Origin of the sequence: Stenotrophomonas sp. STK16_22 (assembly GCF_051984505.1) — a bacterium.
Classification (GTDB): Bacteria; Pseudomonadota; Gammaproteobacteria; order Xanthomonadales; family Xanthomonadaceae; genus Stenotrophomonas; species Stenotrophomonas maltophilia_A.
The window spans coordinates 1,447,071-1,471,608 of the sequence record NZ_CP196972.1; the positions used below are offsets into that span (position 1 = coordinate 1,447,071).

Annotated in this window: 18 protein-coding genes and 3 tRNA genes; 11 read left to right on the forward strand and 10 right to left on the reverse strand. The window is 67.0% G+C overall.

Features of this window, described 5'->3' with window-relative positions; translation table 11 throughout:
- Window positions 1–26: 26 nt before the first annotated feature.
- Window positions 27–905 carry a tetratricopeptide repeat protein gene (locus ACSYAO_RS06600; RefSeq protein ID WP_197655711.1) on the reverse strand — a complete coding sequence of 293 codons (879 nt, stop codon included), beginning with the start codon at window positions 903–905 and terminating at the stop codon, window positions 27–29.
- 338 nt (window positions 906–1,243) lie between these two features.
- Here ACSYAO_RS06600 and asnB point away from each other — a divergent pair, with 338 nt between their 5' ends.
- Both asnB and ACSYAO_RS06610 read left to right on the forward strand, forming a co-directional pair.
- On the forward strand, window positions 1,244–2,935 hold the full coding sequence (asnB, locus tag ACSYAO_RS06605) for an asparagine synthase B (RefSeq protein ID WP_134952039.1): 1,692 nt from the start codon (window positions 1,244–1,246) through the stop codon (window positions 2,933–2,935).
- Between the two features lie 100 nt (window positions 2,936–3,035).
- A complete protein-coding gene (locus ACSYAO_RS06610; RefSeq protein ID WP_197655694.1) occupies window positions 3,036–4,421 on the forward strand; it encodes a cation:proton antiporter domain-containing protein in 1,386 nt (461 codons plus the stop codon).
- An 82-nt stretch (window positions 4,422–4,503) separates the two neighbouring features.
- Here the strand turns inward: ACSYAO_RS06610 and ACSYAO_RS06615 are convergent, their stop codons facing one another.
- Window positions 4,504–6,831, reverse strand: coding sequence for a penicillin acylase family protein (locus ACSYAO_RS06615; protein WP_197655896.1), 2,328 nt, complete (start codon window positions 6,829–6,831; stop codon window positions 4,504–4,506).
- 123 nt (window positions 6,832–6,954) lie between these two features.
- Here ACSYAO_RS06615 and bfr point away from each other — a divergent pair, with 123 nt between their 5' ends.
- Window positions 6,955–7,443 (forward strand): bacterioferritin, encoded by a 489-nt coding sequence (bfr, locus tag ACSYAO_RS06620; RefSeq protein WP_004151115.1) that lies wholly within the window; start codon window positions 6,955–6,957, stop codon window positions 7,441–7,443.
- A gap of 397 nt (window positions 7,444–7,840) precedes the next feature.
- Here bfr and parC read toward each other — a convergent pair whose 3' ends face one another.
- Window positions 7,841–10,084: a DNA topoisomerase IV subunit A gene (gene parC, locus ACSYAO_RS06625; RefSeq protein WP_134951891.1), complete on the reverse strand. Its 2,244-nt coding sequence runs from the start codon at window positions 10,082–10,084 to the stop codon at window positions 7,841–7,843.
- Between the two features lie 60 nt (window positions 10,085–10,144).
- Window positions 10,145–11,026 carry a helix-turn-helix domain-containing protein gene (locus ACSYAO_RS06630; RefSeq protein WP_005408765.1) on the reverse strand — a complete coding sequence of 294 codons (882 nt, stop codon included), beginning with the start codon at window positions 11,024–11,026 and terminating at the stop codon, window positions 10,145–10,147.
- Between the two features lie 172 nt (window positions 11,027–11,198).
- Here ACSYAO_RS06630 and emrR point away from each other — a divergent pair, with 172 nt between their 5' ends.
- Genes emrR through emrB form a run of 4 tightly spaced genes read left to right on the forward strand, consistent with a single transcriptional unit; the run spans window position 11,199 to window position 15,916 of the window.
- On the forward strand, window positions 11,199–11,642 hold the full coding sequence (gene emrR / locus ACSYAO_RS06635; protein WP_099523437.1) for a multidrug efflux system transcriptional regulator EmrR: 444 nt from the start codon (window positions 11,199–11,201) through the stop codon (window positions 11,640–11,642).
- Window positions 11,639–13,132 carry a multidrug efflux transporter outer membrane subunit EmrC gene (gene emrC, locus ACSYAO_RS06640; RefSeq protein WP_197655897.1) on the forward strand — a complete coding sequence of 498 codons (1,494 nt, stop codon included), beginning with the start codon at window positions 11,639–11,641 and terminating at the stop codon, window positions 13,130–13,132. Before emrR ends, emrC begins: the two co-directional genes overlap by 4 nt.
- Before the next feature lie 11 nt (window positions 13,133–13,143).
- Window positions 13,144–14,322 (forward strand): multidrug efflux MFS transporter periplasmic adaptor subunit EmrA, encoded by a 1,179-nt coding sequence (emrA, locus tag ACSYAO_RS06645; protein WP_049399501.1) that lies wholly within the window; start codon window positions 13,144–13,146, stop codon window positions 14,320–14,322.
- 7 nt (window positions 14,323–14,329) lie between these two features.
- Entirely contained in the window at window positions 14,330–15,916 is a 1,587-nt protein-coding gene (gene emrB / locus ACSYAO_RS06650) for a multidrug efflux MFS transporter permease subunit EmrB (RefSeq protein ID WP_032127920.1), read from the forward strand.
- A 110-nt stretch (window positions 15,917–16,026) separates the two neighbouring features.
- On the opposite strand, the gene ACSYAO_RS06655 is transcribed toward emrB, so the two are convergent.
- From ACSYAO_RS06655 to ACSYAO_RS06665, 3 genes are all read right to left on the reverse strand, one after another.
- Entirely contained in the window at window positions 16,027–16,305 is a 279-nt protein-coding gene (locus ACSYAO_RS06655; RefSeq protein WP_197655898.1) for a hypothetical protein, read from the reverse strand.
- Window positions 16,306–16,629: 324 nt separating this feature from the next.
- Window positions 16,630–16,714, reverse strand: a tRNA-Leu gene (locus tag ACSYAO_RS06660).
- A gap of 50 nt (window positions 16,715–16,764) precedes the next feature.
- On the reverse strand, window positions 16,765–17,664 hold the full coding sequence (locus tag ACSYAO_RS06665; RefSeq protein ID WP_121503834.1) for a LysR family transcriptional regulator: 900 nt from the start codon (window positions 17,662–17,664) through the stop codon (window positions 16,765–16,767).
- 99 nt (window positions 17,665–17,763) lie between these two features.
- Between ACSYAO_RS06665 and ACSYAO_RS06670 the strand changes: the two genes are divergently transcribed.
- Window positions 17,764–18,510, forward strand: coding sequence for a sulfite exporter TauE/SafE family protein (locus ACSYAO_RS06670; RefSeq protein ID WP_107433349.1), 747 nt, complete (start codon window positions 17,764–17,766; stop codon window positions 18,508–18,510).
- A gap of 78 nt (window positions 18,511–18,588) precedes the next feature.
- Here the strand turns inward: ACSYAO_RS06670 and ACSYAO_RS06675 are convergent.
- Window positions 18,589–18,673 (reverse strand) — tRNA-Leu (locus ACSYAO_RS06675).
- Window positions 18,674–18,836: 163 nt separating this feature from the next.
- Window positions 18,837–18,921 (reverse strand) — tRNA-Leu (locus ACSYAO_RS06680).
- 128 nt (window positions 18,922–19,049) lie between these two features.
- Between ACSYAO_RS06680 and rnr the strand changes: the two genes are divergently transcribed.
- The 3 genes from rnr (at window position 19,050) to rlmB (ending at window position 22,941) form a co-directional block, all read left to right on the forward strand.
- Window positions 19,050–21,515, forward strand: a complete 2,466-nt coding sequence (gene rnr, locus ACSYAO_RS06685; RefSeq protein ID WP_049421611.1) for a ribonuclease R — start codon at window positions 19,050–19,052, stop codon at window positions 21,513–21,515.
- Window positions 21,516–21,609: 94 nt separating this feature from the next.
- Window positions 21,610–22,104: a GFA family protein gene (locus ACSYAO_RS06690; protein ID WP_197655899.1), complete on the forward strand. Its 495-nt coding sequence runs from the start codon at window positions 21,610–21,612 to the stop codon at window positions 22,102–22,104.
- Window positions 22,105–22,197: 93 nt separating this feature from the next.
- Window positions 22,198–22,941 (forward strand): 23S rRNA (guanosine(2251)-2'-O)-methyltransferase RlmB, encoded by a 744-nt coding sequence (rlmB, locus tag ACSYAO_RS06695; RefSeq protein WP_005408775.1) that lies wholly within the window; start codon window positions 22,198–22,200, stop codon window positions 22,939–22,941.
- A 159-nt stretch (window positions 22,942–23,100) separates the two neighbouring features.
- Here the strand turns inward: rlmB and ACSYAO_RS06700 are convergent, their stop codons facing one another.
- Window positions 23,101–24,537, reverse strand: a complete 1,437-nt coding sequence (locus ACSYAO_RS06700; protein ID WP_414574457.1) for an efflux transporter outer membrane subunit — start codon at window positions 24,535–24,537, stop codon at window positions 23,101–23,103.
- Window position 24,538 lies beyond the last annotated feature (1 nt).

Below are 24,538 nucleotides of genomic sequence, written 5' to 3' on the forward strand. Positions count from 1 at the left end.
GCACGCCTCCCGCCGGGGCCGCTTCTCTACTCGGAAAAAATGAAGAACGGCGGCTCGACCGCTTTCTTCCAGTAACTTGGCGCGGCCATGTAGAAGTGTTGCGCCTCGGCCCTGGCGAACCAGCGCGCCGCCGCGTCGGTGTCTTTCTCCACACCCGGCGCACTGCGGCCCAGCAGCAGACCGGCGAAGTACTGGCCGAACACATTGCCCTTCTCACCGGCGCGCTGGTACAGCTGCAGCGCACGCACCGGATCGCGCGGCAGTCCCATGCCCTTTTCCAGCAGCGCGCCCAGGTCGACCTGCGCTTCGGCGTCGCCGTGCTCGGCACGACGCTGGATCTGCGCCACCAGCGGATGCACGGTGTCACCCTGTGCGGCCACCGCATCCGGCAGTCGCGACGACGAACTCGGGTAGCGCTTGTTGATCATTCCGCGCAGGTCCCAGCGCAGCGCCTGCTGCGCGTCGCCTCGCTGGCGATAGGCCTTGGCGAGCCCGTAGAACGCATAGGGATTGCCGTGGTTGGCCGCCGCCAGATACGCACGTTCACCGCGTTGCCAGGAGGCGCGCAGCACCGGAGCCGGATTGATGTGGGGGCTGTCGGCATGCTGCAGCGTGCCGGAGGTCCAGATCCGGCCCAGTGCTTCTTCCGCTTTGGTGTTGCGGAAGGTCCAGGGCGTGATCGCGGCAGCACGCTCGTAGTAGGCGACGGCGCGCGGATCGTTGAAACGTTCGAAGGTCTGCGCGGTGTCCCAGGCACCGTCGAAGCTGCCGTCGGTGCCGCGTTGTTCCAGTGCCTGCTGCTGCGCCAGCGGCAGCGTGGAAGGCGGAGGCAGGGTCTGGCAGGCCGCCAGGCCCAGGCAGAGCAGGGCGGCCAGCGCCGCGTTGCGTCCAGTGCGGTGTTGCATTTCCATTACACGTTTCACGGCGGGCCATTATGCGCGCCGGGGAGTGGTTGCCAACGCAACGGTTGCGCCGTGCCGGAAACCGGGGTAGGGTCGATGCCATGTCGATCCGCCTGGCCACCGCCGTCAATAACAACAACCGCAATAATCTGCGCGCGAATAATCGTGCGCGGCCGATGCGGGACTGCGCCCTGGGTAGATAGACAGCAACACACGCCCGGACACCAGAAAACCCGCATCAGCCGATGCGGGTTTTTTTGTGCCCGGCGCAGCCCCACCCGGGCCTGGATGGCCGGTCGAACACCCTCCCACCCGTGAAATCCCCCAACAGGAGCTCTCCCATGTGTTCGATCTTCGGAATCTTCGGCCTGCAGGCCGGTGACGATCTTCCCGCCCTGCGCCGCCATGCGCTGGAACTGTCGCAGCGCCAGCGCCACCGTGGCCCGGACTGGAGCGGCGTGTACCTCGACGAAGGTGCGCTGCTGGTCCATGAGCGGCTGGCCATCGTCGACCCGGCCGGTGGTTCGCAGCCGCTGCTGTCGGCCGATGGCCAGCTGGCGCTCGCGGTGAACGGCGAGATCTACAACCACCAGGCATTGAAGGCGGCGCTGACCACCGCCTACGACTTCCAGACCGGCTCGGACTGCGAGGTGATCAACGCGCTGTATCGCCAGGGCAGTTCGCCGGCGCAGTGGCTGGAACAGCTCAACGGCATCTTCGCCTTCGCGCTGTGGGACCGCGACAGCGGGCGCGTGCTGGTGGCGCGTGACCCGGTGGGCGTGGTGCCGCTGTACTGGGGCCACGATGCCCAGGGGCGCCTGCGGGTGGCCTCGGAAATGAAGGCGCTGGTCGATACCTGTGCCGACGTCGCACAGTTCCCGCCGGGTCACTACTTCGACAGTGCCAGCGGTGAGCTGGTGCGCTATTACCAGCAGCCGTGGCGCGACTACGCCGACGTGCAGGGCCGCCAGGCCGACCTGGCCGAACTGCGCCAGGCCTTCGAGCATGCGGTGGAGCGCCAGCTGATGAGCGACGTGCCGTATGGGGTGCTGCTGTCCGGTGGCCTGGACTCGTCGCTGGTGGCGGCGGTGGCCGCGCGCTATGCGCGCCGCCGCATCGAGGATGGCGGGCAGACCGAAGCCTGGTGGCCGCGCCTGCATTCGTTCGCGATCGGCTTGAAGGGCTCGCCCGATCTGGCGGCCGCGGCGATCGCTGCCGAGGCACTTGGTACCGTGCATCACGGCTTCGAATACACCTTCGAGGAAGGCCTCGACGCGCTGCCGGAAGTGATCCGCCACATCGAAACCTACGACGTCACCACCATCCGCGCCTCGACGCCGATGTTCCTGCTGGCACGGCGGATCAAGGCGATGGGCGTGAAAATGGTGCTGTCCGGCGAGGGCAGCGATGAGATCTTTGGTGGCTACCTGTACTTCCACAAGGCGCCGGATGCACGTGAATTCCACGACGAGCTGGTGCGCAAGCTGGACGCGCTGCACAACTACGACTGCCTGCGTGCCAACAAGTCGATGATGGCCTGGGGCGTGGAGCCACGCGTGCCGTTCCTGGACCGCGAATTCCTCGACGTGGCGATGCGCTTCGATGCTGCGCACAAGATGGTCGGTGCCGGGTTCGGTGGCCGTCGCATCGAGAAGGCGGTGCTGCGCGAGGCATTCGACGGCTACCTGCCGGACAGCATCCTGTGGCGTCAGAAGGAGCAGTTCAGCGATGGCGTCGGCTATGGATGGATCGACGGCCTGAAGGCGCATGCCGAGGGGCAGGTGAGTGACCGCGTGCTGGCGGCGGCCGACAAGCGCTTCCCGCACAACCCGCCGCAGACCAAGGAGGCGTATTACTACCGTCACCTGTTCGAGCAGTTCTTCCCCAGCCGTGCGGCCGCGGAGACCGTGCCGGGCGGCAAGTCGATCGCCTGCTCGTCGCCGGCCGCCATTGCCTGGGACGCCAGCTTCGCCGCGGCGGCGGACCCCTCGGGCCGCGCGATCGCCGGGGTGCACGAACAGGCACTGGCCTAAGCCCCCAAAAAGGGGACGGAGGGGATTAAGTCGTTTGTGCCACTAACGACTTAATCCCCTCCGTCCCCTTTTTGTATGATCGCCCCCTGCGCATTGGGGAATGTTCATGGACGTACAGGCAGGTGGCGACGTGCCGCCCACGAAATGGGGATGGCGTTATCTGGCCTGGGCCGGGGTGCCGTTGCTGGCTGGCGTACTGCTGGCGCGGTATGCCGGGCCGGCGGCGCCCGAGGCGGTTGCCCGCGCCACCGCCGCCGAAGGCAGCTGGGCGCAGCACCTTGCCTCACCGCTGGGCCTGTTCCTGCTGCAGCTGCTGGTGCTGCTGCTGGTGGCCAAGGGCGCGGGTGCGCTGCTCAAGCGCTTTGGACAACCGGCGGTGATCGGCGAGATGGCCGCTGGCCTGATGATGGGGCCGCTGGTGCTCGGCAGCCTGCTGCCGCAGCTGCATGGTGCGTTGTTCCCGGCCAGCTCGCTGGGTCCGCTGGGCATGCTCAGCCAGCTGGGCGTGCTGATGTTCCTGCTGGTAGCCGGTGCCGAGCTGGACCTGGCGGCGCTGCGTGGCCGCCGGCGCTTCGCCTTCACGGTCAGCCATGCCGGTATTGCAGTGCCGTTCGTGCTCGGCGTGGCGCTGGCGATCTGGCTGTATCCGCAGCACGGTCCGCAGGGTGTGGGCTTTACTGCATTCGCATTGTTCGTCGGCATCTCCATGAGCATCACCGCGTTCCCCGTGTTGCTGCGCATCCTTGCCGATCGTGGGATCACACAGACGCCATTGGGCCAGACCGCGATCGCCTGCGCGGCATTGGGCGATGCCACCGCCTGGTGCCTGCTGGCCTTGATCGTCGCCGCCGCCCAGGCCAGCGGCTGGTTGCCGGCCAGCCTCAACCTGCTGTGCGTGGTCGTGTTCGTGGCGCTGATGCTGGGGCTGGTGAAGCCGTGGTTTGCCCGCCAGCAGATCGCGCCGGGCCGTGAGGGACGTTGGTTGCTGGGTATCCTGCTGCTGTCACTGGCGAGTGCGCTGGTCACCGAGATGCTGGGCATCCACGCGTTGTTCGGTGCATTCGCTGCGGGCGTCGCGGTATCGTCCAACGCGCAGCTGCGCGACCTGTTGATGGCCCGCGTCGAACCGTTCGCGGTGACCCTGCTGCTGCCACTGTTCTTCGCCATGACCGGCCTGCGCATGCGCGCCGATGCGCTGCAGGCCAGCGATATCGTGTTGTGCGTGGTGGTGATCGCGGTGGCCACGGCCGGCAAGCTGCTGGGCACATTCAGTGCCGCTCGCAGCGCGGGCATGCCCACGCGCGAAGCGTGGCGGTTGGGGGCGCTGATGAACACGCGTGGTCTGATGGAGCTGATCGTGCTCAACCTGGGCTACGAGCTGGGCCTGCTCGGCGATCGGCTGTTCGCGGTGCTGGTGATCATGGCGCTGGTGACCACGGCGATGACCGGGCCGCTGCTGAACCTGATCGAGCGACGCCGGGGCTGAGCGCTGGACGGTAGTGCCGGCCGCTGGCCGGCATCCAGGCTGGTGTGTCCAGCATCATGAGGTTGCCGGCCAGCGGCCGGCACTACCTCGCTGGCACCAGCGTCATCGTGTGCTGCGCCTTGCCGGGCAGGAACGGTGTCGGCCGCCCATGCACCCAGTCTTCGTGGCCGGCGCCCCAGTACGGCGACAGCGGATGGCCGCTCTGGCCGCCGGGCATGTGCACGATGCCGTCGGCCTCATGTCCGGGCGAAACCACCATGCGTTCGGAGGCGCCGAAGTTCGGCGTCTGCACGCGCGGCATGTCACGGTCGCCGGGCAGCGGGTCGGCGGGCATGCACAGCCAGCGCTTGGCGATGTCCGGCAATGCACGCGCGATGGGATGGCAGAGCGCCGCGGTGTTGCGCTCTCCCCAGGTGCGCTGGGCCAGTGGGCCCTGCTTGGCCAGCTCGCTCTCGGTGCGGCGTGCGGCATCAAGCAGCAGCGCGTCCCAGCTGTCGTAGGCCGGTGGCAGCAGGTTGGCGGGGCGTTGCTGCAGCATCGGCCAGGCAACGCCTTCCAGTTGTGCCAGGCGCGGGTCCAGATAGTCATCGCCCAGCTGCGCGTTGGCCGGCGCCAGCAGTGCATCGGACAGGGTATCCATCACCTGCGTGCGGAACGCGCGCACCACCCGGTAGCTGACCGAGCCGGCCGAGGCCCGGCCGCCCCATTGATGGCTGACCGCCTTCAAGCGCTTCAGTGCTGGGTCGTCACTGCGTTCGATGACGTCATGCAGCAACGCCCACCAGCGCTGCAGAAACACGGCGCGATCATCGAGCTGGATCGCCAGCAGGTCGTGTTCGTCGAAGCGGTCCTGGATGGCGAGCAGGTCGCGGATCTGCTGCGCACGCGCGCCGAGGTCATAGCCACCGTTGCCGACGCTGGCCAGCGCCTCGCAGTCGAGGACGCGACCGTTGGCGGTCCACAGGCGATGGTTGGGGGGATCGATCAATGCCGGCGAGGCATCGCTGCGGATCGGCCACGGTGCGCAGTCCTGGTTGCTGGCGGCCGTGAAGCCGGCCGGCGCACAGCCGGGGCCTCGGTCGGGGCGGGCGCCGATCAGGCGCCAGGCGATGCGTCCGCTGCGGTCGCCGACCACCAGGTTCTGCGCGGGAATGCCGGCGCGGTCGGCGAAGTGCAGTGCACCGTCCAGGTCACCGGCGCGGGCCAGATCAGCGAAATCCAGGCGTACGGCGCCGGGCAGGTGTGCGACCCAGCGCAGGGCATCGCCACTGCCATCGGCATGGGTGTGCAGGATCGGCCCCCAGGCGGTTTCGCGTACCGGGAACAGCACGTCGGCCTGGCCGGCCACCGCAATGCGTTCTTCGTGCACGGTCACCGTGGCGTTGGCCGGTTCCGTGCGGTAGTCCGCCGTGTCGATGTAGCTGTTGGTGAAGCCCCAGGCGACGTGGCCGTTGCTGCCGACGATCACCGCCGGCAGGCCAGGGAGCGAGAAGCCAGTGACGTCGACCTGGCCGCCGGCAGCCTGCGGGTCCGGATAGCGCAGGCGCACCCGGAACCACAGCCCCGGCGCACGCAGGCCCAGGTGCATGTCGTCGGCAACGATCGCGCGGCCGTCGGCGGTGAGTGCGCCGGCCACCGCGAAGTTGTTGCTGCCGATGACGTCCGCCTCCTCCTGCTCGGTGCCCGGCTTTCCCTTCAATGTGCGCAGATCGAGCTGGCTGGCATCGGGCAGAATCGCATTGCCGGTGGCTTCGCCAAACAGCGGTGCATCCCATTCGGTGCCGTCGTGGGCAATCAGCGCGTACAGCGCCGGCGGCACCACCGCACGGATGCGGCTGAGGGCAAGCTCGGTCTGGTTGTTCGGGTCCTGCAGGTCGGCGTACATGGCCAGCCCGGCCAGCACGCTGTCGCTGGCCTGCCACGGTTGCGGTGACTGCCGCAGCAGCAGGTAGGCCCATGGCCGCACGGAGAGATCGGTAAGGCCTTCGTTGACGCCATCCACATAGGCGCGCACGACCGCGCCGTTGTCGCCCAGCGCGGTATCCAGATGCGCCTCGGTGCGGGCGCGCAGGCGGTGCACGCGCATGCGCTTGTCAGCTTCAATGGCCTTCGGCCCGAACAATGCCGACAGCTCGCCGGCGGCACTGCGGCGCATCAGGTCCATCTCGAAATAGCGTTCCTGCGCATGCACATGGCCGAGTGCGCGCATCGCGTCGGCCTGACTGCCGGCAGTGATGGTTACCACCCCCAGCGCATCGCGCTCGATGGTGACCGGCTTGGCCAGGCCCGGCAGCGCATGCTCGCCGTCCAGGTCGGCCAGGCTTCCGCGCAGCAGCAGCCACAGGGCCAGTGCGGTGACCAGCACGATGGCGACCAACACACCCAGCACCCAACGCCATGTACGTCGCATCGCACGTCCTTTCCGAACTCGTGGGCCGATTGTAGCCGCAGGCGCAACTGCGACTGATTCCGATTAGATCACCGCATTTTGAAATGCGGCACCCTATGCCACATCGATTCACAGGAGCCCCCCATGAAAGGCAACCCGGACGTCATCGCCTGCCTGAAGGAACTGCTGCGCGGCGAGCTTGCTGCCCGCGACCAGTACTTCATCCATTCCCGCCGCTACGAGGACCAGGGCCTGTTCGCGCTGTACGAACGCCTGAACCACGAGATGGAAGAGGAAACCCAGCACGCCGACGCGCTGCTGCGCCGGATCCTGTTCCTCGGCGGCGACCCGGACATGCGCCCGCATGCCACCGAGCCGGGCAAGACCGTGGAAGAGATGCTGCAGAAGGATCTGGATACTGAATACGCAGTCCGGAACAATCTCGCCGCCGGCATGAAGCTGTGCGAAGAGAAGGGTGACTACGTGAGCCGCGACATGCTGCTGGCGCAGCTGAAGGACACCGAGGAAGACCACGCCTGGTGGCTGGAGCAGCAGCTGGGCCTGATCAAGCGCATCGGCCTGGAGCTGTACCAGCTGAGCAAGATCGACGGCAACGGCGCCCCGGCGCACTGAGCCGGCACCGCGATCCGGTAGGGCCGACTGTTAGTCGGCCGCTCTCCAAACGGCAGCCGACTAACAGTCGGCTCTACCAGAGGCAAAAAGCAGCCGACCAGCGGTCGGCTCTACCAGAAGAAGCACAGCGTTCTGTCGCCCGCCAGCACCGGAGCATCGCCAGCCAGCCTTCGCCAGCCAGCTGCTCCATCGCCCGCCAGCCGACAACGAAAAAGCCGGGGAATGCCCCGGCTTTTTCGTGTCCGGGGTCGGATCCGTTTTCAACGAAAACGGCTCTGACCCCATTGGGATCAAAAACGCCAACCGAGGTTGGCGTTTGCCGGGGTAATGCGTGTCAACCAAGGTTGACACCCACCTCAACCAAGGTTGACACCCACCAGGGGCAGGGCCCAAGCCCTTATTCCACCGACAACCCTTCCACCTTCTGCCAGCCGCGCGGCAGCAGGTGGCCGCGGGTGGCGCGGGCGCCGAGGTAGGCGTCAAGTTCGTTGAACTTCAGGCCCATCGTGCGCTGGCCACTGCGCACCTGCAGGGTCTGCCCCGGGCTGATGGCCACGATGGCGACCACGCGTTCGGTGGCGAGCTTGGCCTTGGGGATCTCGATGATCTTGTTGCCCTTGCCCTTGTCCAGTTCCGGCAGGTCGTTGGCGGCGATCGCCAGCAGGTTGCCCGAACTGGTCACCGCCACGATGCGGTCGGTGGCGACGTTGGCCACCACCGACGGGGTCAGCACGGTCGAACCGGCTGACAGGTTCAGCATCGCCTTGCCGGCCTTGTTGCGGCCGATCAGGTTCTCGAAGCGGGTGACGAAGCCGTAGCCGTGGGTGGAGGCCAGCACGAAGCGGGTGTCCGGCTCGGCGCTGGCCAGGGTCACGAAGCTGGTGCCCGCTGCCGGCGAGAAGCGGCCGGTCAGCGGCTCACCGTTGCCACGCGCGGAGGGCAGGGTGTGCACCGGCGTCGAGTAGGCGCGACCTTCGCTGTCGAGGAACGCGACCTGCTGGGTGCTGCGCGCACGCACCGCGCCCTGCAGGGCGTCACCATCGCGATAGGACAGGGCGGACGCATCGACGTCGTGGCCCTTGGCGGCACGGATCCAGCCCTTCTCCGACAGCACGACGGTCATCGGCTCGCTCGGCACCAGCTCGGTCTCGTCGATGGCCTGCGCGGCCTGGCGCTGCACCAGCGGCGAACGGCGCGCGTCGCCGAACTTCTTGGCGTCGGCCGTCAGTTCGTCGCGGATCAGCTTCTTCAGCTTGGCCTTGCTGTCGAGGATGCCGAGGATCTTCTCGCGTTCCTTGGCCAGCTCGTCCTGCTCGCCGCGGATCTTCATCTCTTCCAGGCGGGCCAGCTGCTTCAGCTTGGTTTCCAGGATGTACTCGGCCTGTTCCTCGGACAGGCCGAAGCGCGCGATCAGCGCCGCCTTCGGTTCGTCCTCGGTACGGATGATGTGGATCACCTCGTCCAGGTTGAGGAAGGCGACCAGCAGGCCTTCCAGCAGGTGCAGGCGGCGCTCGACCTTCTGCAGGCGGTGCTGCAGGCGGCGGGTGACGGTGTTGCTGCGGAAGGTCAGCCATTCGCTGAGCAGCATCTTCAGGTTCTTCACCTGCGGACGGCCGTCCAGCCCGATCACGTTGAGGTTGACGCGGTAGCTGCGCTCCAGGTCCGTTGTCGCGAACAGGTGGCCCATCAGCTGGTCGGCGTCGACGCGGTTGGAACGTGGCACCAGCACCACGCGCACCGGGTTGGCGTGGTCGGATTCGTCGCGGATGTCTTCCAGCCACGGCAGCTTCTTGGCGCGCATCTGCGCGGCGATCTGCTCGATCACCTTCGACGGCGACACCTGGAACGGCAGCGCCGTCACCACGATGTTGTTGGCTTCCTTGTTGAAGGTCGCACGTGCGCGCACGCTGCCGTTGCCGGTTTCGTAGATGTTCCGCAGATCGTTGGCCGCGGTGATGATCTCGGCGCTGGACGGATAGTCCGGGCCCTGCACGTGCTCGCACAGGTCGCGCACGCTGGCATCGGGGTTGTCCAGCAGGTGCAGCAATGCGCTGACGATCTCGTTGAGATTGTGCGGCGGCACGTCGGTGGCCATGCCCACGGCGATGCCGGTGGTGCCGTTCAGCAGCAGGTGCGGCAGCCGTGCCGGCATCCAGGTCGGTTCCTGCAGGGTGCCGTCGAAGTTCGGTGCCCAGTCGGTGGTGCCCTGGCCCAGTTCGCCCAGCAGCACTTCGGCAATCGGGGTCAGCTTGGATTCGGTGTAACGCATCGCCGCGAACGACTTCGGGTCGTCGCTGGAGCCGAAGTTGCCCTGGCCCTCGATCAGCGGGTAGCGGTACGAGAACGGCTGTGCCATCAGTACCAGCGCCTCGTAGCACGCGCTGTCGCCATGCGGGTGGTACTTACCGATGACGTCACCGACGGTGCGCGCGGACTTCTTCGGCTTGGACGCGGCATTCAGGCCCAGCTCGCTCATCGAATAGATGATGCGGCGCTGCACCGGCTTCAGGCCGTCGCCGATGAACGGCAGGGCGCGGTCCAGGACCACGTACATCGAGTAGTCGAGGTAGGCGCGTTCGGCGTACTCGCGCAGCGGCAGTTGTTCGAATCCGTGGAACACGGGGCGGGCAAGTTCGGTCATGCGGCGTTGTTACCTGTTGTCGGGAGGCGGCGACGGCGGTCGCCGCTCGCAATCCTGTGATTATCCGGATGCGGCGGGGGATGCCAAGCCACGTGCAGGGTCCAGCCCGGTTTCGAGGCCATGCCCGGCCCGCGCCAGATAACGCCCCGGTGGCAGCCCGAAGTGGCGGCGGAACACGGTGACGAAGGCACTGGCGCTGCTGAAGCCCAGTGCATGGGCGATGTCGGCCACGCTGCGGCCATCGGTCAGCTGGCGCAGGGCTTCGGACAGGCGGGCCTGTTGCCGCCACTGGGCGAAGCTGAGCGTGGTCTCGTCGCGGAAGTGACGGGTCAGGCTGCGCGGCGACAGGCCGGCCCAATGCGCCCATTCGGCCAGGCTGCGCTCGTCGGAGGGGTCGGCCAGCAGCTGCGAGGCGATCTTCAGCAGGCGCCGGTCGTGCGGCATCGGCAGGTGCATGCGCTGGCGCGGCGCGGTGCGGATCTCGTCCAGCAGCACCTCGATGATGTGCTGGCGCTCGGGTGTGGTGTCATAGCCCAGCGGCCATTCGCAGATGCGGTCGGCCAGCGCCTGCGCCAGCTTGGACAGGCCCAGTACGCAGGGATCGGCGGGGAGGGTGGCGCAGGCCGGCGCGGCCAGCGCCATGCCCCAGCCGCGCAGCGGACCGTCCAGGGTCACCGTATGCGGCTCCAGCGGCGGCATCCAGCCGGCCGAACCCGGCGCCAGCGACCACGTCCCGTGCGAGGTGCGGGTGGTCAGCAGGCCACGCTCGACACAGATCAGCTGGGCGCGCTGATGGTGGTGCCAGTCCACTTCCCGGACCAGCCCCTGCGGGCTGTCGAAGCGGAAAGCGACCACCGGTGGGCCATCGTTGCGCTCGAACCAATCCAGTGCGTCGTCCCTGAGCAGGCGCTTGGGAGCGGGAATTTCTGCCTTGTTCATCATGTCCGCTGGCTGAAATGTGTCATCCATTGGCTGAATTGTACTACCGGGCCACCTGACCAGATCATTAAGGTAGGCGCCTTCATTGATCCAGCCCACTGCTGCAACACAGCATTCGATGCCAGATCGAATATTTCCATTGAGAAATATTTTTTTTGGAAGAGAATGCTCCCCCATGATCTGTCCTGCAACCACTCCCCCCAGCTTCGGCCTGCTGCTGCGCCAGGTGCGCGACGGCCTGGTCCGGCAACTCGACGCGTCCATGGCTGAAGAAGACCTGGGTATCGGCTTCACCCACTACATCGGGTTGAAGGTGCTCTCGCACATGGCCCCGTGTACGGCCAACGAACTGGCCCAGGCCATCGACCAGGTACCCAGCGCAGTCACCCGCCTGCTGGACAAGCTGGAGTCGCTGGGCTGCGTCCGCCGCGAACCGCATGCGCAGGACCGGCGTGCGCTGCAGATCGTGCTGACCGATGAAGGCCGTGCATTGTGGGCGCGGTTGAAGCTGCGTGGCGACGCGGTGATGGATTACGCCCTGCGTGATCTTTCCGCCGACGAGCGCACGCTGCTGCTGTCCCTCCTTACCCGAATCCGCGATTCCCTGACGACCCCATGAACCCGATCCCGCATTCCACTCTCCGCCGGTCCGGGCGCGCGCTGCTGGTGTCAGCGCTGGCCCTGGCCCTGGCCGCCTGCGCCAGCAGTCGTGGCCTCAACCCGCAGGGCCACATGCTTGACGTGGACAGCCTGCACAGCGAACGCACCCTGGCCGACACCGACCTCAGCGCCACCGGCTTCCCGGCGCAGGACTGGTGGAAGGCGCTGGGCGATGCGCAGCTGGACGCGCTGGTCGCCGAGGGCCTGGCCGGCCACCCGAGCCTGGACGCTGCCGATGCGCGCCTGCGCCAGGCGCAGTCGCAGGTCGGTACCGCGCGTGCCGATCGCCTCCCCAGCCTGTCGGTGTCCGGTGGTTACACCGGTCTGCGCCTGCCCGAGTCGATGGCCGGCAGCGAGATGGGTGGCCATTACGCTGGCAGCAGCCAGGTCGCGTTTGATTTCAGCTATGGCGTGGACCTGTGGGGCGGCAAGCGCGCTGCCTGGGAAGCGGCCGTGGACGGCGCCCATGCCGCCACTGTCGAAGCCCAGGCTGCACGCCTGAACCTGTCCACCGGCATCACCCAGGCCTATGCCGACCTGGCGTATGCATGGCAGCTCAATGACGTGGCCGAAGAAGAGCTGGGCCGCTCGCAGAAGTCGCTGGAACTGACCCGCCAACGCCGCAGCGCCGGCATCGACAGTGATCTGCAGGTGCGCCAGGCCGAGGCCCGCGTGCCCGCCGCGCAGCAGCAGGTGCAGGCCGCGCAGCAGCGCATCGATGCGGCCCGCACCGCGCTGGCCGCGCTGGTCGGCAAGGGTCCGGACCGTGGCCTGTCGATCCAGCGCCCGCAGGCGTTGAATCCGATGGCGCTGCAGCTGCCGGGCGTGCTGCCCAGCGAACTGTTGGGTCGTCGCCCGGACATCGTTGCCGCGCGCTGGCGCGTGGAAGCGGCCGACAAGCAGATCAAGGTCGCCAGGACCAAGTTCTACCCGAGCTTCAACCTGACCGCACTGGCTGGCGTCGTCGCACCGAACGTGGGCGATCTGCTGAAAAGCAGTTCGACCTTCGCCTACATCGGACCGGCGCTGAGCCTGCCGATCTTCGAAGGCGGCAAGCTGCGCGCCAACCTGGCCAACACCGATGCGCAGTACGACCTAGCGGTGGCCAACTACAACCAGACCGTGCTCGATGCACTGCGCGACGTGGCCGACCAGGTCAACGCGGTGCGTTCGCTGGCACAGCAGGCGCATTCGCAGCAGCAGGCGGTGGATACCGCACGTTCGGCCTTCGACCTGGCCCAGCAGCGCTACCGCGCCGGCATCGGCAGCTACCTGGACGTGCTGACCGCGCAGTCCACCCTGCTGCAGTCGCAGCAGCAGCTGGCCGGCCTGCAGTCGCAGCAGGTGCAGACCTCGGTGCGCCTGAGCAAGGCGCTGGGCGGTGGTTTCCAGCCCTCTGACGCCGACCGCGCACCGATCGCCTCCCATTCCGATTCCTCGCATTCCTGAAGACTTCCGCCATGAGCCAGACCCAAGACACTGCGGCCCCGGCCGCCCCCAACCGCCGCGGCAACCTGCTGCGCGGCCTGTTCGTGATCGTCGTGCTGCTGCTTGCCGCACTGGCGCTGTGGTACTTCATGTTCGGCCGTTGGTTCGAAGAGACCGACGACGCCTACGTGCAGGGCAACCAGGTGCAGATCACCCCGCTGGTGGCCGGTACCGTGGTCGCCATCAACGCCGATGACGGCATGCGCGTGGAGCGCGGCCAGCTGCTGGTGCAGCTGGACCCGTCCGACACGTCGGTGGCGCTGCAGCAGGCCGAAGCCAACCTGGCCAAGACCGTGCGCCAGACCCGTGGCCTGTACCGCAGCGTGGAAGGCGCACAGGCGGATTTGAACGCCCGCCAGGTGACCCTGAAGCGGGTGCGCGACGATTTCGCCCGCCGCAAGGATCTGGCCGCCACCGGCGCCATTTCCAATGAAGAACTGGCCCATGCCCGTGACGAGCTGGCCGCTGCCGAAGCCGCCGTGGCCGGTTCGCGCGAGACCGTCGAGCGCAACCGCGCGCTGGTCGACGACACCGTGATCGCCACCCAGCCGGACGTGCAGGCGGCCGCCGCGCAGCTGCGCCAGGCCTTCCTCAACAATGCCCGCGCCGGCATCGTCGCGCCGGTCACCGGTTACGTCGCCCGTCGTTCGGTGCAGGTTGGCCAGCGCGTGCAGCCGGGCAATGCCCTGATGGCGGTGGTGCCGACCGAGCAGATGTGGGTCGAGGCCAACTTCAAGGAAACCCAGCTGCGCCACATGCGCCTGGGCCAGGAAGTGGAGCTGAAGTCGGACCTGTACGCCGGTGACGTGAAGTACAAGGGCCGCGTCCAGAGCCTGGGCCTGGGCACCGGCTCGGCGTTCTCGCTGCTGCCGGCACAGAACGCCAGCGGCAACTGGATCAAGATCGTGCAGCGCGTGCCGGTGCGTATCGCCATCGATGCCAAGCAGCTGGCCGAACATCCGCTGCGCATTGGCCTGTCGATGAAGGCTGAAGTGAGCCTGCGCGACCAGAAGGGCGAAGTGCTGCCGAGCACCCCGGCCAAGGGCACGGTGTTCGACACCGACGTGTATGCCAAGCAGCTGCATGATGCCGACGAGGTGATCCACACGATCATCCAGGGCAACCTGCCGCAGCAGGCGAAGGTGGGCTGAGGTCGCCATGTCCGCACAAGCTCCAGCCGCGCCCGGTGCTCCGGGTGCCCCGGCGGCGCCGGGTGCGGCCTCCGGGTTCCTGCCGCCCAGCGTCGCCCTGTGCACCGTGGGCCTGGCGATGGCGTCGTTCATGCAGGTGCTCGACACCACCATCGCCAACGTCTCGCTGCCGACCATCGCCGGTAACCTCGGCGCCAGTTCGCAGCAGGCGACCTGGGTCATCACCTCGTTCGCGGTCAGCACGGCCATCGCGCTGCCGCTGACCGGCTGGCTCAGCCGCCGCTTCGGCGAACGCAAGCTGTTCGTCTGGGCCACGCTGGCCTTCGTCATCACCTCGCTGCTGTGCGGCCTGGCGCAGAGCATGGGCATGCTGGTGCTGTCGCGTGCGCTGCAGGGTTTCGTGGCCGGCCCGATGTACCCGATCACGCAGTCGCTGCTGGTCTCGATCTATCCACGGGAGAAACGCGGGCAGGCACTGGCGCTGCTGGCGATGATCACGGTGGTGGCGCCGATCTGCGGCCCCATTCTCGGTGGCTGGATCACCGACAACTACAGCTGGGAATGGATCTTCCTGATCAACGTGCCGCTGGGCATCTTCGCCGCGCTGGTGGTAGGCAACCAGCTGAAGGGGCGCCCGGAGCACATCGAGAAGCCGAAGATGGACTACGTCGGCCTGGTCACCCTGGTGATCGGTGTCGGTGCGCTGCAGCTGGTGCTCGACCTGGGCAACGACGAGGACTGGTTCTCGTCGATGAAGATCGTGGTGCTGGCGTGTGTGGCCGTGGTCACGCTGACGGTGTTCCTGATCTGGGAACTGACCGACAAGGATCCGATCGTCGACCTGAAGCTGTTCCGGCATCGCAACTTCCGCGCCGGTACGCTGGCGATGGTGGTGGCCTACGCGGCGTTCTTCAGCGTGGCGTTGTTGATTCCACAGTGGTTGCAGCGTGACATGGGCTACACCGCGATCTGGGCGGGCCTGGCGACAGCGCCGATCGGCATCCTGCCGGTGATCATGACCCCGTTCGTGGGCAAGTATGCATCGCGCTTCGACATGCGCATGCTGGCTACGATTGCGTTCATTGTGTTGTCGATGACCAGCTTCCTGCGTTCGAACTTCAACCTGCAGGTGGACTACAACCATGTGGCGGGCGTGCAGCTGATCATGGGCATCGGCGTCGCGCTGTTCTTCATGCCGGTGCTGCAGATCCTGCTGTCGGACCTGGATGGGCGCGAGATCGCGGCGGGCTCAGGCCTGGCCACCTTCCTGCGTACGCTGGGCGGCAGTTTCGCGGCGTCGCTGACGACGTGGCTGTGGGCGCGGCGCACCCAGGTGCACCATGCCGACCTGACCGAGCACATCTCGGTCTATCAGCCGGGCATGCAGGACCAGGTGACAGCGATGGGGCAGGGCGACCTGCAACATGGCGCAGCGGTACTGAACAACATGATCAACCACCAGGCATCGCAGATGGGCTTCAACGACATCTTCTTCCTGCTGGGCTGGATCTTCCTGGCGATCATCGCGTTCCTGTGGCTGGCCAAGCCGCCGTTTGGCGCAGGCGCAGGTGCGGCCGCCGGTGGCGGACACTGAAACTCCCTGGAAACACGTGCTGTATTTTGACCCCGCCGCAAGGCGGGGTTTTTGTTTGTGCACCGCGGGTCGCACGGGCCCTGCCGTTGGGATCGTGCCGCGGCGCAGGTTCAGCGGGTGCGATAGACGCGCTTGAACACCACCCGATCGCAGAACAATCGGGTGGTGGCCCACATTCCCGCCACAAGTACGGCGCCGCATGTGAGCCAGCCAGCAGTGGCCTGCAATCGGCTGCCGACCAGTGCGCCGCAGATGATGGCGGCAACAAAGACCAGCATTACGGCCTCCTTCGATGCGCCGTAGTGGACCTCGGCCTGGCATCCCACGCATACGCGTACGCCGTGGTTCGAGCCGGTATGGCAGTGAGGGCAGATGATGCTGCGCTGCATGGGTGCGTCCTTTGGGGAAGGGGGAGGGCGCTGGTCAGGTCGTGGCGATACACCTGCAACCGGCTTCTGTAAATCTGCCTTCCACCGAAAAGGAATCGGGTAAATCTCGACTAGGAAAAGTACGAATTGAACGGCTAACGTGAAACTCGACCCAAAAGGGGGCCGTTCAAGGTCTGGTAACGACGCGCCGGGAGGAGATATGCAGCAGCAGGCGACTGCCGGGTGGTGCGAGATACGACAGTTCCAGCGGTAGATGCGATGCCAGGCTCGCCAAACCCCGGAAACGAAAAAACCCGCTTTCGCGGGTTTCATCATCTTGAGTCATGGTGCCCAGGAGAGGACTCGAACCTCCACGGTTTTACCCGCTAGTACCTGAAACTAGTGCGTCTACCAATTCCGCCACCTGGGCGACTCAGGAGATGAATTGTGCGGTACGGCAGAGGATGTGTCAACAACATTTCACACCTTTTTCTGCGGCTGCACGCCCAGGTGAAGCAGCAGGCTGCGCATTGCCGATGACAACTGCGCCCATTCGGCAAAACAGGCGCACAGGCGGCGCTGTGCCCATGCATCGGCGAGCGGTACGGCGACGGTATGCGTGCTGCGCCGATGCTGGCGGGCGATGGTCCGCGGCACGATGCCGACACCAATGCCGTGGCCGACCATGATGCATACGCCTTCGAAGGTCTTCATGCGGATGCGTACATCCAGGCGGCGCCCGATGTCGCGCGCCTGGTCCTCGATGTAGGTCTGCAGTGCATTGCCATCGGCCAGTGCGACGAAGGTCTCGCCGGCAACATCGGTGAAGGCCACGCTGCGCCGCGATGCGAAGCGGTGGTCTGCGGGCAGCAGCATCACCAGCGGATCTTCGGCGACCACATGCTGCTGCAGGCCGGCAGCGTCGACGGCATCGCTGATGATGCCGGCCTCGGCCTGGCCAGCACTGATCGCACGCACGACTTCAGGGCTGGTGCGCTCCAGCAGTTCCACGTGCAGGCGCGGGCGTTCGGCCAGCCATGGTGCGAGCCGCGAAGGCAGGTAGTTGGTCAGCGCTGCGGTGTTGGCATACAGATGCAGGGTGCCGCGCGCACCGTGCGCGAACGCCTGCAGTTCACCGCGCAGCTGTGCCTGCTGCTGCAGGATCAAGCGTGCATGGTGGGCGAGCGCGGCACCGGCTTCGGTCAGGCTGACGCCGCGTGGGTGCCGGTTCAACAGCGGGGTACCGGCATCGGCTTCGATCGTGCGCAGGCGCTCACTGGCTGAGCCCAGTGCCAGGTTTGCCTGCGCGGCACCGGCCGTGATGCTGCCCGCCTCGGCAATGGCCAGGAACAGGCGCAGGTCGGCGATATCCATCCGCATGTGATGCCCTCATCGCAACGCCTGCGCCTTCGGATCAGCCGAAGGCGAGGCCGGGAAGACCGCATTGTGCGCCGAGCGGCCGGCCGATCCAATGAAGGCATGAATGAATCGATGTACTTCTACGTGCTGCTGGTGGTGGTGTTCGTGCTGGCCGGTGTGGTCAAGGGCGTGACCGGCATGGGGTTGCCGACAGTGGCGATGGGTCTGCTCGGTGGCGCGCTGTCGCCGGTGGCGGCGGCATCGATGCTGTTCATCCCCACCTTCGTCACCAATGCGTGGCAGCTGTTGTCCGGCCCCTCACTGGGCCACATCGTGCGGCGCCTGTGGCCGATGATGCTGGCCGTGGTGGTGGTGACGCTGGGTTCGGCGGCGCTGCTGGTGCGGGTCGATCGCACCTGGTCGCGTGTTGCGCTGGGCGTTGCGCTGGTGGTTTATGCGGCCTATGCCCTGCTTGCGCCGGTGTTCCGCGTGCCGCAGCGGCGCGAGCGATGGCTGGGGCCGCTGGTGGGGGCGTTGTCGGGTGTGGTGACCGGCGCCACCGGCGTGTTCGTGATGCCGGCGGTGCCGTACCTGCAGTCGCTGGGGTTGCAGCGCGAGGAGCTGGTGCAGGCGCTGGGACTGGCGTTCACTGTGTCGACGATTTCGCTGACCACTGGCCTGGTGCTGCACGGCGCATTCGGCATCCAGCAGCTGGGGCTGAGTACGCTGGCGGTGCTGCCGGCATTGCTGGGCATGTGGCTGGGGCAGGTGATCCGGCAGCGCATCAGTGCGCGGGTGTTCCGCGCCTGCTTCCTGGGTTTCCTGCTGCTGCTCGGGCTGGAGCTGGTGCTGCGGCCGCTGTTGTGATGCCGGCCGCCGGTCGCGGCGATGCCGAATCACGGGCATGAAAAAACCCGCTTTCGCGGGTTTTTCTCATTCTCGACGTGGTGCCCAGGAGAGGACTCGAACCTCCACGGTTTTACCCGCTAGTACCTGAAACTAGTGCGTCTACCAATTCCGCCACCTGGGCGTCGAGGAGCGAGATTATGGGGTGTTGTTACGGGGGTGTCAACACCCTTGTGAAGATCATTGCCGATACCGGGTCGGAGTTCCTTCCTGGAGGAGTAAGAGTCGAGCCTCAGGGCCGGATTACAGGCAAAAAAAATCCCCGCCGAAGCGAGGAGTTTTTTCGTTGGTGCCCAGGAGAGGACTCGAACCTCCACGGTTTTACCCGCTAGTACCTGAAACTAGTGCGTCTACCAATTCCGCCACCTGGGCGTTCCAGAGGCGCAATTGTGAAGATGAATCCGCAGGCTGTCAACGACTTCCTGAATATTTTTCATGCAAGGCCTTCAAGACAGCCGCTGACCCGTTCTGCACGCCGTCAGCGGCTACCATGTAGGGCGATGACTACCAAAAAACCAAGCAAGGGCGGGAGCACCTCCCGCAGCCAGGCCCCGAAGAAGGGCGCCAAGGCGGGCACGGCCCGCACCACCAAGCCGGGCAAGCCGTTGCCGGGCTGGTTCCCCGAATTGAATGAAGGCGGCGCACCACCGCGTGGTCGCAAGGTCCGCAGCGCCGATGCCGCCGCTCCGGGCCCGGCCCCGGGCCGCAAGCTGCCGCCGACCGGCAAGGTGATCGACGATCCCTATGCCGCCCGCGAAGCCGAGAAGTACGAACAGCCCATCGCCAGCCGCGAGGCCATCCTGGCCCTGCTGGAGCGCTGCGAAGGGCCGCAGACCGCCGAAGAACTGGGCGCGCGCCTGGGCCTGACCGCGCCGGACCGGGCCGAGGCGCTGTCGCGCCGGCTCGGTGCCATGGTCCGCGACGGCCAGTTGGTGCAGAACCGTCGCGGCGGTTTCGCCCCGATCCAGACCCTGAATCTGGTCACCGGCGTGGTGATTGCCAACCCGGAAGGGTTCGGTTTCCTGCGCCCGGTCGAGGGCGGTGACGACCTGTTCCTGCCGCCGTATGAAATGCGCAAGGTCATGCACGGCGACAAGGTGCTGGCCCGTGTGACCGGCATCGACCATCGTGGCCGTCGCGAAGGCAGCATCGCCCGCGTGCTCGAGCGCGGCATGACCCGCCTGATCGGCCGCTTCAGCATCGAGATGGGCATCAACTACGTGGTGCCCGACGACAAGCGCGTGCAGCGCAACGTGCAGGTGCCGCCGGACCAGACCGGTGGTGCGCGCGATGGCCAGCTGGTGGTCTGTGAACTGACCCAGGCGCCGGACAGCCGCCGCCCGCCGATCGGCCGCATCATCGCCGTGCTCGGCGACAAGCTGACCGCCTCGCTGGTGGTGGAAACCGCCATCCACGGTCATGAGCTGCCGTTCGAGTTCCCGCAGGAAGTGCTGGACGAAGCCGCCTCGGTACCGCTGGTGGTCGAACCGGCGATGATCGGCGACCGCGTCGACCTGCGCAGCACGCCGCTGGTCACCATTGACGGCGAGGATGCGAAGGACTTCGACGACGCGGTGTATTGCGAGCCGAATGCCGAGGGTTTCCGCCTGGTGGTGGCGATCGCCGATGTCTCGAACTACGTGCGCCCCGGCACGCCGCTGGATGAGGAGGCGCAGAAGCGCGCCACCTCGGTGTACTTCCCGGGCTTCGTGGTGCCGATGCTGCCGGAGACGCTGTCCAACGGCATCTGCTCGCTGATGCCGAAGGTCGACCGCATGTGCTTTGTCTGCGACATGCAGATCGACCGCGACGGCCTGGTCACGCATTCGCGCTTCTACGAAGCGGTGATGAACTCGCACGCGCGCCTGACCTACACCCAGGTGTGGAAGGCGGTGGGCGAGGACGATGCCGATACCAAGGCCTGGATGGGCGACCTGCTGCCGCAGGTGCAGCGCCTGCACCAGCTGTACAAGGTGCTGTCCAAGGCACGTGCCAAGCGCGGCGCCATCGAGTTCGAAAGCAGCGAAGTGCGCTTCGTGCTGGACAACCGCGGTGAAGTCACCCAGGCCGGCATGCTGGTGCGCAATGACGCGCACAAGCTGATCGAGGAATGCATGATCGCGGCCAACGTCGAGGCGGCCAGGTACCTGCTGTCGCGCCATGTGCCGGCCCCGTACCGCATCCACGAGAAGCCGCCGGAAACCAAGTACGCCGACCTGCTGGAATTCCTCAAGGAGTTCAAGCTGAGCCTGCCGCCGTGGTCCAAGGTGCGTCCGGGTGATTACACCAAGCTGCTGAAGAAGATCCGCGACCGCCCCGATGCCACGCTGCTGGAATCGGTGCTGCTGCGCAGCCAGAGCCTGGCGATCTACAGCCCGGAAAACCACGGTCATTTCGGCCTGGCACTGGAGGCGTACGCGCACTTCACCTCGCCGATCCGCCGTTACCCCGACCTGCTGGTACACCGCGCGATCAAGCACGCGTTGTCCGGCAAGCCGCTGGACAAGTTCACCTACAACGCGCGCGAAATGGCTGCACTGGCGCTGCAGTGCTCCGAGCGTGAGCGCCGTGCCGATGAGGCCGAGCGCGAGGTCGACGAGCGCTACCGCGCCGCGTGGATGGAAAAGCACGTAGGCGGGCAGTTCGACGGTGTGATCAGTGGCGTGACCAGCTTCGGCCTGTTCGTGGAGCTGGACGAGTCGAAGGTGCAGGGCCTGGTCCATGTGACCCAGCTGCCGCAGGACTATTACAAGTTCGACGCGACTCGCAAGACGCTGACCGGCGAACGCCGTGGCAGCAGCTACCGGCTGGGGGATCGCGTGCGCATCCTGGTGCTGAAGGCCAGCATGGAAGAGCGCAAGATCGACTTCCGCCTGGTCGAGCATAAGGGTGAGGATGAAGGCGATGGCCTGCCGCCGCTGCCCGAGCGTGGCAAGCCGGCCAAGCGGAAGAAAGAGAAATACTGATGACCGTGGTAGTGCCGGCCGCTGGCCGGCATCCATGGCACCCTCGGCACCGACGGGTTGCCGGCCAGCGGCCGTCACTACCAGGAGACATCGCATGCAGGGCCAACCCGAATACAGCGGCGGCTGCCAGTGCGGCGCGATCCGCTTCCAGGCGCGAGGCGAGCTGACCGACAGCTCGATCTGCCATTGCCGGATGTGCCAGAAGGCCTTCGGTGCCTACTATGCGCCGCTGGTGTCGGTGCGCGGCGTGCAGTTCAGCTGGACCCGCGGCCAGCCACGCTATTTCCAGTCGTCCAACGTGGTGCGGCGTGGCTTCTGCGCCGACTGCGGAACGCCCCTGACCTACGAAGCCCCGGATGGCGTGGCCGTGGCCGCCGGTGCCTTCGACGAGCCGGAACGCCTGCCACCGACCATCCAGTACGGGGTGGAGCGCAAGCTGCCGTTCGTCGACAGTTTGTCCAGCCTGGCGGCGCGACGTACCGAGGAAGACGTCGCGGCGCTGGAGTTCCTGGCCACCATCGTGTCCCACCAGCATCCGGACCACGACACCCCGCACTGGCCGCCGCGCAGCCGCTCCGCCGAAGGCTGAGCGGCGGGTAGCGCCGGGCCGTGCCCGGCGAGCGCGCAGCGCGGTCGGCGCCGATGCTCTACCATAGCCACCCCCTTTCCGGTCCCCGCCCGCATGAGCAAGAACAGCCAGTGGATTGTCGGCGTCAACGCCGTCGCCTCCTCCATCGAGAACGACGCCGAGAACGTCCGCGAAGTGCTGGTCGAGGCCGGTGCGAAGAACCCGCGCCTGACCGAGATCGAGGAAAACGCCCGCCGCAAGGGCATCGACGTGCGCAAGGTGAACAGCCAGGCGCTGGACGGTGTCGGCGGTTCGGTACGCCACCAGGGCGTGGCCGCGCGCTATGCCGCCGCCCGCACCTACAGCGAGAACGAGCTGGAAGGCCTGGTCACTGCAGCCGAGGGCAAGGCCCTGCTGCTGGTGCTGGACGAGGTGCAGGACCCGCACAACCTGGGCGCCTGCCTGCGCTCGGCCGCTGCCGCCGGCGCGACTGCCGTGATCATCCCCAAGGACAAGTCGGCCACGGTCAATGCCACCGTGCGCAAGACCTCGGCGGGTGCCGCCGATCTGATCCCGGTGGTGGCGGTGACCAACCTGTCGCGCTGCCTGAAGGACCTGCAGAAGCAGGGCGTGTGGATCTACGGCCTGGCCGGCGAAGCCACCGCCTCGCTGTACCAGCTGGACCTGAAGGGCAACATCGCCCTGGTGCTGGGCGGTGAAGCCGATGGCCTGCGCCGCCTGACCCGCGAGAACTGCGATGGCCTGGTCAAGATCCCGATGCCGGGCGAGATCGAGAGCCTGAACGTCTCCGTCGCTGCCGGTGTCAGCCTGTTCGAGGCCGTGCGCCAGCGCGGTTGATCGGCTTTCCGGTAGCGCTGGGCCATGCCCGGCGGATTGCTTCGCCGGGCATGGCCCGGCGCTACCGGCGATCCGATTCACGCATGGCGTGGATCGGCCGTGTCGACCAAGGTCGACACCTACCGGTAGTCGCCAACCTTGGTTGGCGCTCTTGCCGCCTCACCCCGCGCTGCCGCCCAGTGCCTTGAACAAGGTGACGTCGTTGTTCAGCTGGCCCTGGCGCACGCGCGCCAGCGACAGCTCGGCATCGCGCCGGGTCTGCTGCGCTTCCAGCCAGGTGCGCAGGTCGGTGGCACCCACGCGGTAGCGCACTTCCTGCGCCCGTTCCACTTCCACCGCTTCGTCGTACGAAGCCTGCGAGGCCGCCACCTGGCGCGCCAGCTGCTCGCGTGCCGACAGCGCGTTGTCCACTTCCGAGAGCGCGGTATACAGCGTCTTGCGGAAATTGGTCGCGGCGATCTGGTAGGCGGTGCCGGCGATATCGGTATCCAGCTGCGCGCGCTGCAGGTTGAGGAACGGAAGCGACAGGCCGGCGCCCAGCGTGGCCACCGGGTTGCGCAGCACGTCACCCAGCGACGTTGCACTGGAGCCGAGGCTGCCGGTCAGGCTCAGCGCCGGGTAGTACTGGGTAGCGGTCACCTTGATGGTCTTCAGGCTGTTGCGCAGGCGCAGTTCGGCCGCGCGCAGGTCGGGACGGCGACCGAGCAGGTCGGTCGGCAGGCCCTCCGCGATGCTGGGGCTGCGTGCGCCGAGCAGGTCCTGCGGTTCGTCCTGCTGCGGCCAGGGCGTGCCGTCCAGCAGCACGGTCAGTGCATTGCGGGCCTCCACCCGCTGCTGTTCCAGCGCACTCTGCGAGGAACGCTGCGACTGCAGGTTCTGCAGTGCCTGGCGTACTTCCAGTCGCGATACTGCACCGGCGTCGAAGCGGGCCTGGACCAGTTCGCGGGTACGTTCCAGCCGCTCCAGGTTGGCCTGGCCGGTGGCGATGGACTGGTTGAGATAGGCCAGGTTCCAGTATTGGTTGATGGTGTCGCTGATCACCAGCAGCGCGGTGTTCTGCCGGTCTTCCTCGCTGGCCTCGGCTTCCCAGCGGGCGATGTCGCGCTGGGTGCGCAGGCGGCCCCACAGGTCCACTTCCCAGCCCAGCGAGACGCCGGTGGAATAGCTGCGGCGCCAGTCGTCGGCCTGGTCGGTGGCGCGACTGGCGTTGCCGCTGACGCCGGATGACGAAGGCTGCGGCCACAGCGCGTTGCTGGCCAGGCCGGCCTGCAGACGCGAACGCTGCACGGCCAGGCCGGCGGCGGCCAGATCGCTGTTGGCCGCCAGTGCCTGCGCCACCAGGCGGTCCAGGCGTTCATCGCCGAAGCCGGTCCACCAGGTGTCCTGGCGGATGTCGCGGCCGGGCGTATCCAGGCTGCTGCGCGGATCGTCGGCCGGGGCGTTGAGGGTGGCATCGCCGCGCCCGTAGCGGGCCGCCACGTCGGGATCCTGCACCGGATAGCGGCCGACCGACGCACAGCCGGACAAGGCGAGCAGTACAGCACCTGCCAGCAGCAGGCGCGGGGAAGCAGGGAAGGGCAGTCGGATCATCATCATC

What these genes read in the sequence shown, in the direction of transcription:
- ACSYAO_RS06600 (WP_197655711.1), bottom strand. Translation starts at nt 905, where the DNA reads ATGCAACACCGCACTGGACGCAACGCGGCGCTGGCCGCCCTGCTCTGC.
- asnB (WP_134952039.1), top strand. Translation starts at nt 1,244, where the DNA reads ATGTGTTCGATCTTCGGAATCTTCGGCCTGCAGGCCGGTGACGATCTT.
- ACSYAO_RS06610 (WP_197655694.1), top strand. Translation starts at nt 3,036, where the DNA reads ATGTTCATGGACGTACAGGCAGGTGGCGACGTGCCGCCCACGAAATGG.
- ACSYAO_RS06615 (WP_197655896.1), bottom strand. Translation starts at nt 6,831, where the DNA reads ATGCGACGTACATGGCGTTGGGTGCTGGGTGTGTTGGTCGCCATCGTG.
- bfr (WP_004151115.1), top strand. Translation starts at nt 6,955, where the DNA reads ATGAAAGGCAACCCGGACGTCATCGCCTGCCTGAAGGAACTGCTGCGC.
- parC (WP_134951891.1), bottom strand. Translation starts at nt 10,084, where the DNA reads ATGACCGAACTTGCCCGCCCCGTGTTCCACGGATTCGAACAACTGCCG.
- ACSYAO_RS06630 (WP_005408765.1), bottom strand. Translation starts at nt 11,026, where the DNA reads ATGATGAACAAGGCAGAAATTCCCGCTCCCAAGCGCCTGCTCAGGGAC.
- emrR (WP_099523437.1), top strand. Translation starts at nt 11,199, where the DNA reads ATGATCTGTCCTGCAACCACTCCCCCCAGCTTCGGCCTGCTGCTGCGC.
- emrC (WP_197655897.1), top strand. Translation starts at nt 11,639, where the DNA reads ATGAACCCGATCCCGCATTCCACTCTCCGCCGGTCCGGGCGCGCGCTG.
- emrA (WP_049399501.1), top strand. Translation starts at nt 13,144, where the DNA reads ATGAGCCAGACCCAAGACACTGCGGCCCCGGCCGCCCCCAACCGCCGC.
- emrB (WP_032127920.1), top strand. Translation starts at nt 14,330, where the DNA reads ATGTCCGCACAAGCTCCAGCCGCGCCCGGTGCTCCGGGTGCCCCGGCG.
- ACSYAO_RS06655 (WP_197655898.1), bottom strand. Translation starts at nt 16,305, where the DNA reads ATGCAGCGCAGCATCATCTGCCCTCACTGCCATACCGGCTCGAACCAC.
- ACSYAO_RS06665 (WP_121503834.1), bottom strand. Translation starts at nt 17,664, where the DNA reads ATGCGGATGGATATCGCCGACCTGCGCCTGTTCCTGGCCATTGCCGAG.
- ACSYAO_RS06670 (WP_107433349.1), top strand. Translation starts at nt 17,764, where the DNA reads ATGAATGAATCGATGTACTTCTACGTGCTGCTGGTGGTGGTGTTCGTG.
- rnr (WP_049421611.1), top strand. Translation starts at nt 19,050, where the DNA reads ATGACTACCAAAAAACCAAGCAAGGGCGGGAGCACCTCCCGCAGCCAG.
- ACSYAO_RS06690 (WP_197655899.1), top strand. Translation starts at nt 21,610, where the DNA reads ATGCAGGGCCAACCCGAATACAGCGGCGGCTGCCAGTGCGGCGCGATC.
- rlmB (WP_005408775.1), top strand. Translation starts at nt 22,198, where the DNA reads ATGAGCAAGAACAGCCAGTGGATTGTCGGCGTCAACGCCGTCGCCTCC.
- ACSYAO_RS06700 (WP_414574457.1), bottom strand. Translation starts at nt 24,537, where the DNA reads ATGATGATGATCCGACTGCCCTTCCCTGCTTCCCCGCGCCTGCTGCTG.